The sequence below is a fragment of the Legionella gresilensis genome (assembly GCF_900639865.1).
Classification (GTDB): Bacteria; Pseudomonadota; Gammaproteobacteria; order Legionellales; family Legionellaceae; genus Legionella_C; species Legionella_C gresilensis.
The window spans coordinates 334611-354289 of the sequence record NZ_CAAAHX010000002.1 but is presented as its reverse complement, the minus strand read 5'-3'; the positions used below and the strand labels follow the sequence as shown (position 1 = coordinate 354289).

Sequence of the window (19679 nt, the reverse complement as noted above, 5' to 3'; positions counted from 1 at the left end):
TTCTTATGCGTTAAATGCACATAGACCTTTCAAACGTTTCCTTTTAGCTGTTTAGCCACGCTCAAATACATTAATTTTTTTCATCTTCACCCTAGCTGAAGTTCTTATCTATTTTTTGAGCGTAAATATGAATACTGTAAATTTTTTTTATGAATTGTACTCTTGGTTTAATACTATAGCTGATAAAGAAATTGCCATTTCCAATGATGCTATAGATTATTTTTTTGATCCTAATTTTAATATGACAGTTAATGGACAAAACGTAGTTAACTCAAGCCAAGAGCTGTCTCAGCATTTTCAACAGATTATTCAAAACACTGATGACATCGAATTAATTATGCCTTTTGATGACCTTATTATCGCGCAAGCAAAAGTAATATTACGTTATCGAATAATGCAAAAAAATAATCAATTAATTACGCATGTTATTGGAATTTATACTTTGTCACCAGATGGAAGAGCCCGGTCAAAATGGGAGCTTAATTATACCCTTCCTCAAGAGGGAGTAGAATCATGAAAACATTTGATTATATTATTATTGGTGGTGGAACAGCAGGTTGCGTTTTAGCCAATCGTTTATCAGAAAACCCTAATCATTCTGTACTTTTACTTGAAGCAGGACAAAATTCGAGCCATATTTTCTCTCAACTTCCTGTTGGCCAAGCTAAAGTAGTGGGCAATCCTAATTGGGACTGGCAATTTCTAGCCAAGCCTGATCCCTCTTCTGCACATCGACAAATGCGCTGGCCTGCTGGCAAATGCTTGGGTGGTAGTAGTTCAATTAACGGTATGGTTTATGTCCGTGGACATAAATTAGATTATGATCATTGGCATTCTCTGGGTAATCCAGGTTGGTCTTATGAAGAAGTTTTGCCGTTTTTTAAAAAGATGGAATCGTTTGCTCACGGTGATTCAAATTATCGTGGTAATTGTGGCCCTGTAAAGGTTCGAGAAGTTATCAAACCTCATCCTTTAACTAAGGTGTTTATTGCAGCAGCCCAAGAGTTAAAAATCCCTTTTAATGCAGATTATAATAGCCGCGAGCAAGAAGGGGTTGGAATTTGCCAGACTAATCAAACTAAACGAATACGACATGGCACTGCTGCTGCTTATCTTAAACCAGCTAGACATCGTAAAAATTTAGTAGTTTTAACAAAAGCGTTCGTGCATAAAATTCATTTACTAAATCAGCGAGCTTATCGTGTAAGCACCCAATTAAGTCATGGTTTAGAAGATTTTTTTGCAACTAAAGAAATAATACTTTGTGCTGGAAGCATTCAATCTCCTAAAATTTTATTACAATCGGGGATTGGCTCGCCTAAAGAACTTCATTCTTCTTGTATTCACGTATTACCTGGGGTTGGAAAAAATTTACAAGAACATCCAAATACTTGGATTAGCGCATTTGTAAATACATCGACTTATAATACTGATCTCCATATTTGGCGTGCAGCAAAACACTTAGCGCAATGGCTTATAAAAGGAGGTGGTGCTATAGCAACACCTATTGCCCATGCTATTTGTTTTATCAAAACAGCGATAGGTATTCAGCAACCTGATATCCAAATTCATTTTACGCCCTTTTCTTATGAATTTGATGATGGCAAATTATCTTTAACAAAGCAACCAGCCATTGTGCTTACGCCTAATATTTGTCGTCCTTTAACCCGCGGATCAATTTCGCTATCTAGCGCTGATCCTGCCTCTCCTCCTCTCATTAATTATCAAAGTTTAGCTGAGGAGCAAGATGTAGAAACCTTGCTTGCAGGTTGCCGTATTGCGCGTAAAATTATCAATACGACAGCGTTTAAACCCTATCTTGTCGCTGAGCGTTTTCCAGGAACAAATGTTCACGATACCCAACTGATAGATTATATCCGTCGCCACTCTTCTTTAGGTTATCACCCTGCAGGGACATGTAAGATGGGTCAAGATCCTATGGCAGTAGTAGACGCCTCCCTTAAAGTACGTGGCATAAAGGGGGTGCGCGTTGCAGATGCCTCTATTATGCCTGTAATAACCAGCGGCAATACAAACGCGCCTACTATCATGATCGCAGAAAAAGCTGCTTATTTAATTTTAAAGGAGCACTCAAAATAATCAAAAGCTACCCTTATAAATTTACCGAAAATTTGTAAGGGTAGGAAATTAATAATCTTATAAAAAATTAATAACTATTTATTCAAAAGGATTAGATAAATTCGTTATTTTTTCTTCCTGTTGGCGATCATTTTGGTCATTTACTTTTAATGACCAAATACTAAATTTTGGAAAAATATTTATAATTTCCTCATGTAATTGCATTTTTTTATCATGTATTTTTTTTCTATCAATGATCATTTCTTTTGCCGTATTAATACGTTGTTTATCATCTTCGTTTTCAGGCAAAAAAACCGGTAATCTACTAACAATATCAAGGTAATTTTTAAGCGCTTTTGGTGACTGACCATGCTTGATATATTCATCTGCTATTAATGAATAGGCCCAATAATCCATGAGATTGAAACTTAATTTATTTTTATTGTCTTTAAGCATGCTGTCAACTTTGGAAAAATAACCATGTTTAGCATAGGCAAGCATACGTTCTGGCATTGACAATTGCTGAGACAAGCTAACTAATTCTCGTGTATTAATACTTACATCATTAATAACAGGTGCTAAACCTAATTTCTCTGCGCAAATATTTAGGGCTCGAATGTTTGCTGGTGAAAAATAGGCATGTGTGAAGTTAAAAAAATTGGTTAAATCTACAGGCTTCCCAGCCTGTAAATTAGCAAATAACTCATTCGTGTATTGGCCAGTATCATGTTTAATAACACTACCAATTTTAAACTGCCAGTTGTTTTGCTCATCTTTAAAGAAGAGAATATTCTCATACCCCATGGCATCTAAAATGATATTGGTTTTTTGATAAAAATCTCGATAATGATTTAAAAACTCAGCCATCACTTTTCTGAGCTTAAAATCATTATCCAAGCGTTGCACAATTGCTCCAATACGCCCATCAAACAGTCCGTAATCATTTAAATTAAAATCAATTTTATCTGTTCGCTGGATAAGACATTCACTTATCTTTTCGAAAAAGTCTTGATTTTGTTCTATTAAATATGGATCTAGCTCTGTTGGTTCTATTTTAAAATCAAACTTTATTTTTGATTTAAAGCACTTTTCGTAGGGAACAAAGGATAACGCTGAAATTTGAGCTTTTTTCCCTGGCAGTTGTACTAAAAATGTCGCATGTTGTTCTCGAATACAACGCTCCTTACCTTCTTTATCAAAACATGCATATAAGACAGCATATTTCTTTTCTAACTTAGTTAGTTCTTCTGGATTTGGATTCTGTTTCATTAATTTAATAACAAAAGGGCCATTTGGAAAGCGATACAATATGTGAGTTCCACCTTCAGCGATTTTTTCAGCTTTTGTTAAATCAATTGCACCTGCTTCAGTTCGTGGGACTAAATTTAGCTCGATAGCTTTATTTAGCGTAGTAAGAGCAGAGCTTTTACTTTCTAATTTTGGCGTTTCATACATCATACAAATAAGTTGAATTTAACCAAGGTGTATTTTAGAACAAACAAAATTAAAAATTATTTCGATAGGGCTGAATTTTACAAATTATTTGCAGTTTTTTAAGTAAATAACTAATAAATTTTGTCTAACATTAATTGGTTCAACTAACCAAAACTATAATTATTAACCGTATCCTCTTTCAATTGTGCTTGAGGCTTTATTTCAGGCGTAAGTAGCGTTTTAATAAGTATCTCTGTCTGTTTTTTATTGACTGCTTGTGTGTAACCGCCCTCTAGACTAATATAAACAAAAGGAATTTTATGCTTACTAATAATTTCTTTTAGTTGCTTATAAAAATATTCGAAATCTCGATCATTAAATCTTTGTTCATTAGCCTCTAGCGCTTTAAGATCTCTGTAAGCAAATTCTTTAGTTGTCTTATTTATTCCATAATAAATATCTCTAGAACACCCTGCTTTCTCTTTACTGTGTGAATCCCAACCAAGCACTAAATAGATGGCAGTATCATGGGGGTTATTCTGGCAAGCCTGCTCAATTTGATTTAATACCTCCACTATAACAGGATGTAACTCACGAGCTTCTTCTCTTGCATAAGATGGATCATCTAGGTGAATTGGCAGATAGACATACTGTTCATTTATGACTTTATCATACTTTACATTACCAGCAGCAGAATAAGGATAAACGCGAGGATCATAGCTATCGAGATGAAGGATAGTACGTGATTTAGGAAAATTACTGGTGCTTAAAGTATTGTGCAAACCATCGTCTTCATTAACGTCTAAGCCACAAATAACATTATTAGTATGTCCAAAATAATGAATAAGTACAGCAACTTTATTAAAAATACAAAAGCCAGCTGCTTTTTCACGATAGGCATGATGAGTGGGCAAACCTATACTAAAAATCATATTATTATTTTGGTTGAAGCCCTCTATTGTTGTGGCAATATCTTTAATTAATACTTCAAACGTTTGATTATTAATGTGAATATCAGTATCTACTTCTTCATCTAAATCTTGATCAGAATGAACACATTTATCTATTATAGATTTAATATATTCTACATTGTGGGTAGCTAACAATGCTTTCTTTATTGGATCATTTGGATCAATCTCATCAAATAACATTTTTGCATTAGGATTATGTACTGCAATACTTTTAAATAAAGCCTGCCAATTTTCTAACATTGCATTATTTGTAGGTTTTAAAGTGAGATTATGTTTTTTAACTATTTCAATGACTTGATCTAATCGCTTATATTGATCTTGTTTTTTCTTAGCGCTTTCTGACGCTGCTGGCATACCACGATATGTAACAAAATCAGCTTCACTAGGGATTTGTCCAATACTAAAAAGTTTCTGATTTTCCATGCTGGACTCATCAACCTCTTCTTTTAAATTTTGTTTATGGATTTCTGGATTAGAGAAGGCTGCAGCCGCTGTTTGTTGTTTATTTTCAGCATATGGATTAGCCACTGGAGAGTCGTTTCTCCCTGAAAAAAATGTTGGGGAATGACCTTTTTTTACTTTTATGGGACCCCTATTCTGCTTAGTTAATTTTTTTACAATTGCTTTTTCATCAGATTGAATATTCGTAGTTGACTTTGACTCTTCTTGAAGTCCAATAGCACCAGTCTCCCGACGTTTAGTTTGAGTTGTTTTTTGCCTATCCCTCTGATTTTCAAATTTTTCTCCTGTTTTCAGCTTTTTAGATTTTGTTTCATCTTGATTAGCTATGGGCTTATTCTCTTCTGGCAAATCAGGAGAAGCCGAACTAGCCTGTTTTCTTTTTTTAATATCCTTTTCTCCCTTGTCATCCTTGTTAGCCTTAGACATGTACCTTGTATTATATTTTCTCCTTTGTATACTATCTTTCTCACTTGGATCATATTTTCCCATAGTTCCTAACCTTTGTTAGCAGCCAACATGTTTACATTTTATACAATTAATAGTAGTACAATATTAACTTCAACCGATCGATAAAATTTTTAAACATTAAGCAAGAAAAGGCGCTGCTTAAGAATTAAGTAAATTATCCCTTTACTTTAAACCACCATAAGCTCTATTTGGTAGCTTTCCTATAACAGCAAAATATAGGTAGGAAATAGCAATAAATATTGATGAAAGATTTTATCATAATCGAAATAACTAGCTGAATCCACTCATAATATTTTATTCATGTTGGTTTAATTTAAACCAACATGAAATTAGATTATACTATTGTTACCTTAGATTCATCGATGGATACGCCGTTCTACTAATTTTATAATGGATTTATTAGAAGGAACGCCAGCATTCCCAAAAAACAAAAATAGCGACAACTAGTACTATTAAAAAAGTTTTACTTATGTGGAGGAAATAGTTAAACCTGAAAGTTAAGCAAAAATGAATTTAGTTCAGCTGTAAAAGAGATTGAGAGAGACGAACTAGAGGAGATCTAGTCGAAGAAGAGGAAGAAGATGAGCCAGAACTTCAAACAGAACCTCAATTTAACTTATCTGCAGATACTTTTGAAGTTAGCTCTGGTATAAAAAATGAATATCACCTGTCTAAAAAAGTTAAAATAAATATAATAAATTTTAGACTTTGGCCAACTGACGAGAACTCTTAAATAGGCACTGAAGTTAGGGATGCACTGTATTTATACGAAAGGCTTTTACAGGCTTAAATATTAAGTTGCAAACTCCTTCACATTAAGATCCTAGCTTTTTATTAATTTAGTTCTGATTGTTAATTCTTTATCCTTAACCTTATATTCATTTATTTTTTCACTTAATTTAACTAAACAATCCTTTCATTCTTTTAGGCTAGATTTTCAAACTTAAAATTCATCATGTTTCATAGTCAATCTTTTATATTTAAAAAAATTAATATAAATTAAGGCCAGCCTTCATAAGCTTTAAATTATAAATATATAGATTTAATTCTAAGAATTAAGGATAACTCACAATGAAAGGAATATTACAAAAGTGTAGGGTACTCATTTTATTAAGTGCTTTTCCCTGCTTTCTCTTTGCTGCAGAACCAAATGCTGTTTATTTAACCTGGCAATCTGATCCTCATACAACGATGACAATCAATTGGATTACTAAAACTAATGACAACAATGATGCTTTACAATACCGCCCTTCTGCAACGGCAGCCTGGATTCCTGTTAATGGTAATCATAATGTTTTACCTGTTGATAAAAGCTATCAAGTGCACCGTGTAAGTTTAAATGGATTAAAACCCGGTGCAACTTATGAATTTTCATTAAAAACGGATAATAATCAAATCTATACTTTTAAAACTATGTCAGAAACCTTTGATAAACCCGTTCGCTTTGTCCTAGGCGGTGACACGTATGGTGATGATAATCGTGATGAAAATTTTGCTGCTATGAATACTCGTGCTGCAAGTTATGATCCTTTGTGTGCTTTTCTTGGCGGTGATTTATCTTATGCAGGCAATCTAAAATCTGAGTTTAAATATTGGATTAAATGGTTTAATATTTGGTGGAAAACAATGCGGGGCCCTAACGCACGCTTAATCCCTATTGTCCCTGCTATTGGCAACCATGAGGTAGAAGGTGGCGAAGGGCAACCCGTTAATAAACTTGTTTATTATAACTTTTTCCCTACAACCAATCCCAAAGATAAAACTTATTATGCTCTCAAATTTGGCAAAGAGATGTTAATGGTTATGTTAGACGCTGATAATGTCAGTGATATTACCGGATCACAAAGTAAGTGGTTGAACGCAGTTCTTGCTGAAAATCAATCACGTCCTCATCTTTTTGCTCTTTATCACCAAGGCGCTTATCCTTCTGTACGCTCTTTTAACCGTTCAAAAGCGAAAGAGATTCGAAAATCTTGGGGAACCCTATTCGAAAAATATGGTTTAGATATTGCTTTTGAACACCATGATCACGCTTATAAGCGAACTTATCCCTTATATCAAGGTGAAGTAAGCCATTCTAAAGGCGTCGTTTATGTCGGTGATGGCGCCTGGGGAGTTGCGCCTCGAAAAGTGCAAAATGGTCATCGTCCAGAGTTTGTAAAAACAGATAGCACTCGTCATTTTATGTTAATGGAAATTCAGGGGCGAAGTCGCAAGATATTTGCCATTAAGTCAGATGGGACTATTGTTGATCAGTGGGAAATGATCGCAAAACGATAATTTATAATTAAAATTAATATAATTTTTTTTTAAAAGCATTACCTAATTAAAGCTCGCTGATAAGATCCTAAAATTAATAATAATTTTAATAATTGAAGAGATTTAATATCAGCGAGTTTAAGCGTCTATTGAATCATTTTCAGTTTATATAAATCCGTCAAAACATGATTTTTCTTTGAAATTTCACTCCGAAATAAATTTTAATTGCTACACTTAAATTATTTGACAACGCATTAAGCAAGATAATTTCTTTTCTGTTTGTTTCTGTTTGTCATTCCTGCATAGGCGGGAATGACAAAGCGAAAGGATTTCCGCTTAAGTGGCAATAACAAAATTTGGGTGTGCTAAAGAAAATAACTGTTTTGATAAAAATATTAACCTAACCGAATGTGATGTTATTGATTGATAATTAATTTTTAAGTTAAATCAGTTGCTAAAGACTTAGTGTGAAAATAAATAAAAAAAATGCCTAAGGAACCTGATTTATAAGGTTACGGGTATGTGCCAAAAACTTGATTTTAATAATGTAATTGATTTATTCAATGCTCGCTGGCAAAACTCCCCCCACAATCCCCTATATTTCTATTCAGCAACAGGCCATACAAAAGACAGTGTCTGCTATTCATATGATGGGATGAGACATAAAATTCTATCTATTGCTGCTTTAATACAAGCCAATACCCAGCCCGGTGATCGAGTTTTAATGATTTTTGCGCCGGGAATAGATTATATTACCACCTTTTGGGCTTGTCTTTTTGCCGGAGTACTTGCTGTACCTGCTTACCCTCCTTTCGACAAAAATACTGTTGAAAAATTACAGGCTATTATAAATAATGCTACGCCAAAACTTATCTTATCAAACCAAGAAATCATTTCTAATATAAAGAAGTTAAGCCTATTTAAAACCCTTGCTGCCAATAAATTATTAAAGAATTTAGCTTACAAATTTTCCAATAAAACAAGTGAGTTATGTGAATGGGACTTTGAAAAATTTCGCTGGCTAGACATTAGCAAAGCTAATAAAAATTGGACTGAGAAATACAAATCAATAACTATTAAACCTAATGATGTTGCCTATTTACAATACACCTCAGGATCAACGGCAATGCCGAAAGGCGTAATGGTCGCTCATCGTAATATACTAGCTAATTTAGATTTAGTGCTGCAAACTATTGGGAAACAAGAAAGTGATCGCATGGTTTCTTGGTTGCCACCTTATCATGATATGGGATTAATTGGTAATCTTCTTTTTCCTGTCTATGCGCAAATTCCCATCCTCATGATGTCCCCTATTACCTTTTTACGTCATCCGCACTTATGGTTAAATGCTATTTCAGATTTTAAAGCAACAGTAAGTGGTGGGCCAAATTTTGCTTTTGACTTATGTGAAAAAAAAATTGATCCCAAACAATTTGCACCTAATTTTAGCTTATCTTCTTGGCGTGTCGCTTATAATGGCGCAGAACCCATTAATTATCATACCTTAGATAATTTTTACCTCAAATTTAAAGAATATTGTTTTAGGAAACAGGCCTATTATCCACTTTATGGGCTTGCTGAAGCAACTGTGTATGTTAGCGGCAAAGATAAAGATGATCTTCTTACTTATTTACCTGTGAAAAAAAATAGCTTACAACGACATAACGTTGTTCTTAATGATAAACCAAATAATTCCACCGTATTAGTAAGTTGTGGTAAACCTAAAGTGCCAACTATTATCGTCTCCGAGAACTTGCAACAATGTGCAGAAGGTCAAATTGGTGAGATTTGGCTAAAGGGTGATAGCGTAACTTTAGGTTATTGGCAAAAAGAACATGAAACTAAAGAAGCTTATCATGCAACGCTACCTGATGATAACTCTAACCAAACCTATTTAAGAACAGGCGATCTTGGTTTTTTATATTATGGTAACTTATATATTACAGGTCGAATTAAAGATTTAATTATTATCAATGGCAAGAACCATTATCCACATGATATTGAATTGGTTGTACATGCTACTCATCCTTTAATTCGTTTGGGTTGCACTGCTGCTTTTTCGCTTGTATCTGATGGGCAAGAAAAATTAGCAATTGTGGCAGAATTAAAAGAACCTACTAATTTAAATGAATACTTAACTATTATTCAAAAAATTAGAGCTATTGTTAATTTGCATCATAGTTTAGACCCATATTCGATAGCTCTTCTTCCACCTAAAACACTTCCTAAAACAACAAGTGGCAAACTTAGACGAAGTTATACCAAACAACTCTTAGAAAATAATCAATTGAAATTACTTTATAAGTGGTGTTTAGAAGCTGAGGTCATACAATGAGTAGAGAACAAGTTTACCAAAATGATATTGAGCAATGGCTAACGTTTAAGATAGCCAATTGTTTAAAACAAAATCCCCATGGGATAGATAGAGAACAACCCTTAATTAGTTTTGGCTTTGATTCTTTACATTTACAATCACTTTTTGCAGAAATTGAGGATACCTTTTTAATAACAATAGATGATAGTTTTATTTTAAATCAAGAAAATATTACCGAACTTTCTCAATCAATATACATACATATAACCGATCAAAATATCAATCCTAATTTAGAAATTGCTACCATTGTTTTAGCAACGTCCCAACCAGATGATAAAAAAATCGACTACTCAATCTATACAGACTTTAAACAATTCCCGCCTTATCAACAATTAAAAAAAATGCAACAAGCTTTAGGTAATAATATATTTTTTGATAAGCAGGAAGGCATCGCAAGTGATACATGTGTTATACAAGGGAAAAAATATATTAATTTTACCTCTTACAATTATTTAGGCTTAAATAACCACCCTACTGTTTTAAAAGCAGCTATTGATGCTACAAAAAAATATGGTACGTCTGTATCCGCTAGTCGATTAGTATCGGGGGAAAAAGTTATTCATCAACAATTAGAACAAGAATTAGCAAATTTTATAGGTGTTGATGATGCTATTGTGTTTAATACAGGACATGCCACAAATGTTAGTACAATTGCCCATTTATATGGGCCAGATGACTTAATTTTGCATGATGAATTAGCTCACAATAGCTTAATCTTAGGCGCTGTTTATTCACAAGCGACTCGTATGGCTTTCCCGCATAATGATTGGCAAACAGCTGATAATATTTTAAGAGAAAACCGACATCATTATAAGCGCGTCTTAATTATTTTAGAAGGCATCTATAGCATGGATGGCGATATTCCTAATCTTACTCATTTTATTAATATTAAAAATTCGCATGGTGCCTGGCTTATGGTAGATGAAGCACATTCCTTAGGCGTATTAGGCAAACGTGGCAAAGGCATTAGTGAACATTTTAATATTAATCCTAATGACATCGAAATTTGGATGGGTACTTTAAGTAAATCGCTGGCAAGTATTGGTGGCTATATTGCTGGAAAAAAAGAGCTCATTGAGTATTTAAAATTTACCTGTCCTGGTTTTATTTTTTCCGTGGGAATATCACCTGCTAGCACTGCAGCAGCTTTAACAGCGCTTGAAGTTTTAAGAAAAGAACCACAGCGAGTTGCTCATTTACAAGAATTAAGCACGTTAGCAAGAGAAACAGCGCTACATTATGGTTTTGACATAGGCCTAAATAATTATACACCTATCTTACCGATTATCATTGGCGACTCAAAAAAGTGTATTTCTATTTCAAAACAATGTATGAAACAAGGAATCAATGTAAAGCCTATTATTTATCCGGCGGTGCCAGATAATTTAGCCCGCTTGCGATTTTTTATTTCTACTAAACATAAACAGACTCAAATTAAAAAAGCGTTTGCGACATTAGCTGCGGTGGTTCAAAAGTATTAATTTTGTTTGGAAAATTATTCTTAGCTCAACCAAATAAAGATTGTTATAGTATCACTCTAAAATTTGTGCATATAAAACAATCTAGTTTTTACAGTAAGCAGACTGACATGAATATTAATTAATAATTTGCCTTCTAAAGTCCTTTTTAAATAACCCATTATAAAGAGAAATAACTACATGTGTTTTGTTATTGCAGAAACTTTTATAAACTCAGGAGTAGGCTTCTTTGCTTGTTCTTGTGTCACTTGGTTACTAAAAAATGTAAGACCAGATTGCACTCGCTCATGAACCTTATCAATTTGTTTTTCAGCGTCATTTCTTTCATCAAAGGGTTTACTGCTAGTAAATATACTTACTAATATATTGCCAATCTTTGCTAATACTTCTCTAATTCCGCGGCTTTGAATAGATTGAGCTTGCGTCGTAATAATTGATTGTGTTTCTTTTATAAAATTTGATAATTTTGGATGCTGCACATTTCTTTTACCATGCCAAAATTCGTCTATGGTCTCTTCCATTCCCCTTACTATACTTAAAACCGTAAGTGCTTCTTTTTCAGCGTCTACATGAAATCGTTTCTGCCTTATGACCTCATTTATAGCTCCATTTAATTTATTTAATGTTATATCTGAAGGATTACGTTGATAAGCAGAGATTGCAGTTAATAGTCTATTTTTTAATTGCAAGTTTTTCGTTACTTCAATAAGCTTCAAAGCACCCATTATTCTTAGATTATTAATTTCTTTCTGAATAGATACTATGTAATCTGATTTTTGTCGATCAATTAGGTCATTAAAATAAATTTTAAAAAAATCCCTGCTCATTATAGGGGGTAAATTATCATAACTAGTATCATTATATCGTTGCATAAGAGGATCATTGTTATCAAAATCAATAGATAACGGAGCTAAGTACTGTAAGCTCTTTAATTGCCGTTGTCTCTCTAATAAACTATCGTATGTCTCTTCTAGGGGCTTAAATTTGGAAGCGAATTTCTTCATGTGCTTTTCATAGTTAAAATTAGGATGCGCTTTCGCAAAACTAGCTTTCCTTTGGTCAAAATTAATTTGGTCTCGTTTAAGTAAAGCGCCTTGCCGAACTCTTTTATCAAAATCAGTTAAAGATTGTAAATTTTGCTCTCTTTCTGCTAGTGATGCACCCTCTATTTCGATTAATTCAGCCTCTCTTGCGACTAATTCAGCTTTAGTTAATTCAGCATATCTTGAGATTATTGCACTTGCAATAACTGCATTCTGTGCCTCGACAGCTAAATCAAACAAATATTTTTCATGTTTATCTTTTCTTTCAAGATCTACTTGACCTAACTGACTCACTAGCGTCAGTGCAACTTTTATATCATTTCTTGATAGCTTAGGCAGTCTTAATAAAGTCGCTAATCTCTCATAATTGGTTTGAGATGGCATAATATTTTCATATAAATTATTGCTTTATATATATATTATACTATTAGATTATTACCAACATATTAAGATTGATGTTTATACAAAAAATTTAATAATTTTCACAAAAATTAGTAAAATCAAGGTTAATTATTAAGTGTGATTTAAGGAGATTGAATAACAATAAAACTTTTCTACTTGTTCTGTACGTTGGGCACGGTTACTAAAAAAACCTAAACTAGACATTTCCTGCGCTTTTATACAGGTAACTTGGTTCTCAGCGTCATTGCCCTTAACCTTGTTAATCTCTATATTTTCTATTTTATCAACAAGCCGCATTAATATTTCTTCAATTTCACAACATTTGGAGACCCAAGCATCACTTAACTTTAAGTAAGACATTATTTGATTTATAAAAACACTCAAGGGCTTATGAGGCCCATCGCGTTGTTCCTCTAAAAATTCGTCTGCTAATCTTTCTAAATCATCTGCTACATTTATAGCTGCAATTGCTATCTTTTCTGTATAGCTATCTAGCTGTTGATAATCAATTTTTTTAGCTTGATTTATGGTTTGTTTTATAGCTTTATTTAAGTTTGCGAATACTCTTATTTCATTTAAATCCACTGAATGCACTCGGTCTACAAAGCTTTGTTTTAATACCTCACCTTTTAGCTCGATATCCGTAAATAACTCTAAAAATTTTACAGCGCCTATTATTTTAAGATTTTTAATTTCTTCCTTTATAGATTGTATATATTTTTCTTTTTGCAGATCTATCAAAGTGATATAAGCAGGGACTGAAAACCGACACATAATAGGAGGTAAGCTATTTAAATGATAAAGCTGAAGAAAGGTATCATTATTATTAAAATCAATCGTTAAAGGTTTAAGCTGAATATTATTAGTTAATTGAGCATACTTAGCGATTATTGCATTTGCAATCTCAAAATTATCCGCAAAAATAGTTAAATCAAACAAATGTGTCCCGATGCTATTTGGTCTCTCAAAATCTGCTTGACTCAATTCTCCTACTAGGGTAAGTGCTAATTGGACATTTTTTTCATTTGATAAATCAAAGTTTTGTAGTATGTTCCATAATTTTTCAAAACAGATAGTTTGCTTAGCATCAGAAGTCATATTATTTCAAGGAACGGGTAAAATTTAACCTTAAATATTCATAAAAATCATTAAGATATTAAATTCTACAAAAAAATAACTTAATTTACTTAATTAAAGTGAACAATGCAAAAAAACAAGTTGCTATATTCCCTAGCCCAGTATTCAGTCGATAAGATCCTCTGGATTCCGCGAACAAGTCGCGGTACGTAGGCGTGAGGGCGTTAACGGTATGTAGGGCTAGAAGCGCAACATTATGACTCTCTTTTATTTTAAAGAAAATCCAATATGAAAAAAATCAACAAAAAGCTTTTACCTAAACTCATACCAGCAACATTAGATGCCTACCCAACTATTCAAAATATGGCTCGCTTTTATGTGTATGATCTCTCCCGAGAGTGTGGTTTTATTTCAGAGGACTGGGCATGCCCTGTAGATGGCCTTTATGAAAGCTTTGATCTTAAAAATTACTTTATAAAGGCAAATCGCTGCGCCTATTTAATTAAAGTCAAAAATGAGTTGGCGGGATTTGTACTATTAAATCAAGAAGGCTTTTTTACTGACACCACTTGGAATATAGGTGAGTTTTTTATATTAGCAAAATTTCAAAACAAAGGTTTAGGTCGCCTTGTAACTTCTCAACTTTGGCAGAAACATCAAGGACACTGGGAAGTTTCTGTTATACCAGAAAATAAACGAGCACTTGTTTTTTGGCGCAAGTGTATTAGCCGTTATACGCATGATCAATATCAAGAAACGATTGAAAAAATTGACTATGATCTCCATGAACCTAAACGCTATATTTTCCGCTTTAATACAGCTACTCATACCCAGATTAAAGAAAGTACGGGCTATAACGATTATAAAATTGAATTTGTCGATCAACTTGATGAAGATCTTGAGCAGCATATGCTAAAAGATTTGATAGCTTATGAGTTTAAACATGGTATTGACGTTAACTATAAACCTTTTGCAATTGTTTTATATCATAAAAATAAAGTTCCTTGCGGAGTCATTAAAGCATTCACCGCCTTTGCAGAAATTTACATTGATGATATTTGGGTAGACAGTGCCTATCGAGGTAAAGGTTATGGTCGAGCCTTAATTGAAGCGCTTGAAAACCAATTTATAGATAAGGGTTTTAATAATATTAATTTATGTACTAGCAAGTTTCAGGCACCAGAATTTTATAAAAAATGTGGCTTTATAGAAGAGTTTACTCGCGTGAATAAAATTAATCCTAAACTAACTAAAACCTTTTTTGTAAAATTTTTTAAAAATAAAAAACAAACGCAAGGTTTAATCACCTAACATGTAACTTTATTAGAAATAAAATTCGAAACTAGATATTACTCATACAAACATAATATGAGTAATATCTTTATAAATTAAGTTAATTCAATATTAGAAGCTTGAATAATTCTAATTAAATAACTTCAACTTGCTCAGCTTGTGGGCCTTTCTGACCTTGTGCAGGCTTAAATAAAACTTCAGCACCTTCCGAAAGCGTTTTAAAACCACTACTTAGAATAGCACTAAAGTGAACAAAATAATCTTTGCCATTACTTTCAATAAAACCAAAACCTTTATCTTCCTTAAACCACTTTACTGTCCCACGAGTTTTATCTGACATAAAATTAAATACCCTAAAAGTTAAATAGCTATACTAACACCTTTAAAAGACAATTTTAAAGTAAATTCGATTATTTCAATCAAGATAAATCTTTAAATTTATCCTTCATAAATAGAAAAAGACACCATCTTTAAATATTTTTTTCACCTCAAAGCTGATTAAAGCACTCTAATAGCATATAATTTAGAATATTTTATTAAAATTGTAATACAAGCTTTTTAAGCTATATGTTATACATGTCAATTATATATTTAGGATAAGCATGAACAGTAAATTTTTAGTAGATATTGAAGCAATACGGAAACAAGCACGAAATAACTTACAAAAAGGGGCCGTTACTGAAAATTATAAAATTGACTTAGACACGATGTACGATATGTTAAATAGTGCGCTGGCAACTGAGATGATTTGCACTCTACGTTATAAGCAGCATTATTTCAAAGCTACTGAGCTTGGAGCAACAATTGCTGCAGAAGAGTTTTTAGAACATTCTAACCAAGAACAGCAACACGCTGATCAAATTGCTGAAAGAATTGTGCAATTGGGTGGACAACCCAATTTTAATCCGGCAACATTTTCTGCTTACTCCCATGCTGATTATGTAGATTGTAATACAGTTGCTGAGATGGTTAGAGAAAATTTAATTGCAGAACGTATAGCTATTGATATCTATCGTGAAATGATTCTTTTTCTGGGTGATAATGATTCAACAACTAGAAAAATGATAGAAGAGATTTTAGCGGTAGAAGAAGAGCATGCGGATGACTTATTAGATATTGCTAAAGAATATAATATTAGCTTAACGGACAACTAAGCCTTTACTAACATTCAGCTACATAAATTGATTCATAGCCTTGTGCTACAAGGTTATGAATCAAATCATTAAACAGGATGTCCTAAACCAACAAGTTTTTCATCCCAACCCGCAAGTTTTGTACCTGCCTTATAGCTTGACTCTAGAAATATTAATAAATCATCTTCAGGCGTCTTAGATTTTTGTACATCATCATAATCCAGGATGAACAGCTTCATAGTATTATCCCATCGTGCTGAGGCTGGCTTAATTTGACATTGCTCAATTCCATTTGGTTCCGGATAAATAAAAGAATAATATGCAGGCCGCGGGTAGTTGGCATTGCCGCTCCACCATCCAGATTCAACCTGCGACTCATTCATGGCATTCCGACGAATATAGCCTGAATTAACACCCTCAGTAGGAACGACAACGCCTTGATAACGCGCATCTCGCAAATCAAAAGTACCCCACATAAAACCAATAGGTGGCGTCTTTCCATTAAAACGCCCATGATAGCGTTGCATCACCCGGTACGAACTTACTAGAATTCGCCACCAAGCATTAGCCTGTTCGCTATTATAAATCTGTTGTTTTGTATCTTTATTAAAGGAAATAGGATTGGGAATTTCCTGTGGCATAAAATTTATTTCTACATTTATACCGGCCTTAGATAACAACCCAAATAACGTTTTGGTAAATTCGGCCACAGACATGGATCGTAATTGGAACTCGTCCATATATTGCCAACTGGTTGCACAAATAACTTTATGCGCAATAAAATCAAGATCAATTGTAAATATTCCTGTTTTATAAGGAATTGGGCCCGTAGTTAAACCACGACTGGTTAAACCAAATGCAACATTTGCCCATTGGGGTTCAAAGGGCGTTGTTAACTTTAATTTTCCAATAGCCTGCATGCCCATATGCAATAAATAAGACGTGGTTGCAAAATCTTTATATGGCAATGTTGGCCATGGTTCATATAGATCTAATGATTTCATAGTTCCCTCTTATTTAACTTTATGTTTTGCCTATACTTTAATAGTTCCTTATTTTGCAGGTAACGAATGGTACCCGCTCCCTAAATCACGTTAACTCACTATTTTATTAAGTTTTCAATTCGCTTATCAGGAATAAACCAAATGATTGCCACAATGACATAAATTAATTGAGCAGCCCATGTTAAGATATAGGCCATAAGAATTGCGAAGGCATATAAAAAAATTGAAATTTTTCCTTTAAAATCCTTGCCAATTGCTTTCCCTATAAAAGACTGTTTTCCTTCATGCTTAATAAGTACATGCACCAAAATATAATAAGAAATAGCTGCAAGTACTACGCCATAAATTGCAGTTGGAGTAGCTGTAAATTGATTTTCTTCCATCCATCCTGTAGTAAAAGGAAATAGTGAAAGCCAGAATAATAAATTTAGATTAGCCCAAAGAACTTTACCTGAAATACTTTCGACAGCAGTAAATAAATGATGATGATGATGATTCCAATAAATACCAATATAAATAAAACTTAGTAGATAGCTTAAGAACACTGGGACAAGAGGTATAAGACTTGAGAAATCATCATGCGGAAATTTAATTTCTAACACCATAATAGTAATTATGATTGCTAAGACAACATCACTAAATACTTCTAGCCAAGCTACTCTCACTCATCTATCCTTTTTACTTGAAATTTATTGATAGTGGTATTTTTACGAACTCAATTAAATCTAAGCCAGCGCCTGATAAAAAGAAACTAACTATATTACAAGAGTTAGCTTTTATTTTTTCTCCTTTTCTTCCAACTTACGATTATCTAAATAACGCTCATCACGTTTAATATCTTGCTTCTCTATTCGCTTTTCCTTCTTTGTTCTTCCAAATTTAATGCGATTTTCAGCAGCTTTTTTTTCTTTTTCTAAACGAACTTTAGCCTTTCTTTTTTTATTAAGATTAATAATATTTACCATCATGTTCTCAGTGATATGTTTATTTATACTATAGCGCACAAATACATGCTTTTAGATCTTATGTTAAAAATGTTTAAAAAAAGCATTTTTTAAGTTTTTATTTCTATAAATAAGCTGGAGTTTAAATTAAAACAATTTTTATTTTTTATTTTGTCCAATATTTAAACAGTAAATGAGAGAGATAAAAATGACCGTTTTCTGATTTACTTTTTTAAAATGCGTGTTAAAGTAAGCTGGATTTATTTAGTTAGGCAATTGTTTCATGGCTAAAATATTGATTGTATCATCTAATATCCATCCAGAATTATCAGTTAAGCAATTACAAAACTGTCTAGAAATTGTTAAAGAGACTTCCCATGAATACCAAATAGAAAGTATTAATGCTGGTAGCTATGAAATTCCCTTCGTTATTAATCATTATCATAATAAAAACCCTTTTGACGGTTATATCGCTTTAGGATTAATTCTTAAAAAACATTTAGATCATTACCATTATATTATGAATCATGTCAGTACTTGCTTTACTCAATTTGCTCTTCAGGGCATGATTGTTGGTAATGGTATTATAACAGGCTTAAGCTTAGAGGAGCTACAAACTAATCTTGATAGCAAAGATCCTTGTCTGTGTGGTTATATTTCAGCCTTTAATGCTGTTAATTCTTTAATTAAGTTTAAATCTGTTAATTAATGCCTTTCCTAAATCATGCTAACATAATCGCTATGGCAAGAAAGCAAAGATTTTTTTATTGTGAGGCCTCAGTTGAATGATATTTTTTGGCTCTATCAAATTACTTTGCATTACGATCACAGTTGGTGCCAGCTGCGCTTTGAAAAAGCAAAGAGATATTACAATCTTTGCTTAGAAAAAGATCTATTAGGTGATTGGACTATCGTTATTTCTTCTGGTCTGCGACTTAAAAATGGCCAAAAAAGATTAATCGCTTTTAGTTCCTATAACCACGCTTTAGAGCAATTATGCAGTCTTATAAAAAACTATCTGCAACAACGCTATAAGCTTGTTTCTATGGTGACGAATAATCTATTACTGCTTACCCTTCTTCCTTTTTTAAGTAAGTATACTGTTAAGAATAATATTGAAATAACTGGAAAACTTAATTCTCCTATTTCATCAATCAAGTCTAAAAATCCAACAAACAAGCTTAATAAAAAAGCACCTAAAGTAGATAGTCCTTATCAACAATTAAGTTTGTTTTAATAAGCTTACCTACAGCTAAGA

General features: G+C 33.0%; 17 protein-coding genes. 9 read left to right on the top strand and 8 right to left on the bottom strand.

All coding sequences use genetic code 11. The features are described 5' to 3' along the window. Nucleotides 1-127 precede the first annotated feature (127 nt). The gene (locus E1P04_RS03390) at nt 128-517 is read left to right on the top strand and encodes a hypothetical protein (RefSeq protein WP_131781508.1); all 390 of its coding nucleotides are present in this window, start codon (nt 128-130) and stop codon (nt 515-517) included. After that, on the top strand, nt 514-2100 hold the full coding sequence (locus tag E1P04_RS03385) for a GMC family oxidoreductase (RefSeq protein ID WP_131781507.1): 1587 nt from the start codon (nt 514-516) through the stop codon (nt 2098-2100). The genes E1P04_RS03390 and E1P04_RS03385 overlap by 4 nt, the downstream gene beginning before the upstream one ends. 78 nt (nt 2101-2178) lie before the next feature. On the opposite strand, the gene E1P04_RS03380 is transcribed toward E1P04_RS03385, so the two are convergent. Beyond that, entirely contained in the window at nt 2179-3537 is a 1359-nt protein-coding gene (locus E1P04_RS03380) for a hypothetical protein (protein ID WP_207385977.1), read from the bottom strand. Between the two features lie 140 nt (nt 3538-3677). Continuing rightward, nucleotides 3678-5435 carry an arginase family protein gene (locus E1P04_RS03375; protein WP_131781506.1) on the bottom strand — a complete coding sequence of 586 codons (1758 nt, stop codon included), beginning with the start codon at nt 5433-5435 and terminating at the stop codon, nt 3678-3680. A 1050-nt stretch (nt 5436-6485) separates the two neighbouring features. On the opposite strand from E1P04_RS03375, the gene E1P04_RS03370 reads away from it, so the two are divergent. From E1P04_RS03370 to E1P04_RS03360, 3 genes are all read left to right on the top strand, one after another. Next, a complete protein-coding gene (locus tag E1P04_RS03370; protein ID WP_131781505.1) occupies nt 6486-7694 on the top strand; it encodes a purple acid phosphatase family protein in 1209 nt (402 codons plus the stop codon). A gap of 499 nt (nt 7695-8193) precedes the next feature. Beyond that, nucleotides 8194-10008: a fatty acyl-AMP ligase gene (locus E1P04_RS03365; RefSeq protein WP_131781504.1), complete on the top strand. Its 1815-nt coding sequence runs from the start codon at nt 8194-8196 to the stop codon at nt 10006-10008. After that, nucleotides 10005-11528 (top strand): aminotransferase class I/II-fold pyridoxal phosphate-dependent enzyme, encoded by a 1524-nt coding sequence (locus E1P04_RS03360; RefSeq protein ID WP_131781503.1) that lies wholly within the window; start codon nt 10005-10007, stop codon nt 11526-11528. The genes E1P04_RS03365 and E1P04_RS03360 overlap by 4 nt, the downstream gene beginning before the upstream one ends. A gap of 173 nt (nt 11529-11701) precedes the next feature. Here E1P04_RS03360 and E1P04_RS03355 read toward each other — a convergent pair whose 3' ends face one another. Then, on the bottom strand, nt 11702-12952 hold the full coding sequence (locus tag E1P04_RS03355; RefSeq protein WP_131781502.1) for a hypothetical protein: 1251 nt from the start codon (nt 12950-12952) through the stop codon (nt 11702-11704). 129 nt (nt 12953-13081) lie between these two features. After that, nucleotides 13082-14068 (bottom strand): hypothetical protein, encoded by a 987-nt coding sequence (locus tag E1P04_RS03350; protein WP_131781501.1) that lies wholly within the window; start codon nt 14066-14068, stop codon nt 13082-13084. Between the two features lie 267 nt (nt 14069-14335). On the opposite strand from E1P04_RS03350, the gene E1P04_RS03345 reads away from it, so the two are divergent. Then, the gene (locus E1P04_RS03345) at nt 14336-15358 is read left to right on the top strand and encodes a GNAT family N-acetyltransferase (RefSeq protein WP_131781500.1); all 1023 of its coding nucleotides are present in this window, start codon (nt 14336-14338) and stop codon (nt 15356-15358) included. A 115-nt stretch (nt 15359-15473) separates the two neighbouring features. Here the strand turns inward: E1P04_RS03345 and E1P04_RS03340 are convergent, their stop codons facing one another. Beyond that, complete coding sequence (locus E1P04_RS03340; RefSeq protein WP_131781499.1) at nt 15474-15680, bottom strand: cold-shock protein; 207 nt, start codon at nt 15678-15680, stop codon at nt 15474-15476. A gap of 262 nt (nt 15681-15942) precedes the next feature. Here E1P04_RS03340 and E1P04_RS03335 point away from each other — a divergent pair, with 262 nt between their 5' ends. Next, nucleotides 15943-16494 carry a ferritin-like domain-containing protein gene (locus tag E1P04_RS03335; RefSeq protein ID WP_131781498.1) on the top strand — a complete coding sequence of 184 codons (552 nt, stop codon included), beginning with the start codon at nt 15943-15945 and terminating at the stop codon, nt 16492-16494. Nucleotides 16495-16562: 68 nt separating this feature from the next. Here the strand turns inward: E1P04_RS03335 and E1P04_RS03330 are convergent, their stop codons facing one another. From E1P04_RS03330 to E1P04_RS03320, 3 genes are all read right to left on the bottom strand, one after another. Then, a complete protein-coding gene (locus E1P04_RS03330; protein WP_131781497.1) occupies nt 16563-17477 on the bottom strand; it encodes a DUF5996 family protein in 915 nt (304 codons plus the stop codon). A 98-nt stretch (nt 17478-17575) separates the two neighbouring features. After that, nucleotides 17576-18142 (bottom strand): TMEM175 family protein, encoded by a 567-nt coding sequence (locus tag E1P04_RS03325; protein ID WP_131781496.1) that lies wholly within the window; start codon nt 18140-18142, stop codon nt 17576-17578. 111 nt (nt 18143-18253) lie between these two features. Beyond that, on the bottom strand, nt 18254-18442 hold the full coding sequence (locus tag E1P04_RS03320; RefSeq protein WP_131781564.1) for a DUF4169 family protein: 189 nt from the start codon (nt 18440-18442) through the stop codon (nt 18254-18256). Nucleotides 18443-18704: 262 nt separating this feature from the next. Here E1P04_RS03320 and E1P04_RS03315 point away from each other — a divergent pair, with 262 nt between their 5' ends. After that, entirely contained in the window at nt 18705-19130 is a 426-nt protein-coding gene (locus E1P04_RS03315; RefSeq protein WP_131781495.1) for a 6,7-dimethyl-8-ribityllumazine synthase, read from the top strand. 72 nt (nt 19131-19202) lie between these two features. Continuing rightward, nucleotides 19203-19658, top strand: a complete 456-nt coding sequence (locus E1P04_RS03310; protein ID WP_131781494.1) for a hypothetical protein — start codon at nt 19203-19205, stop codon at nt 19656-19658. Nucleotides 19659-19679 lie beyond the last annotated feature (21 nt).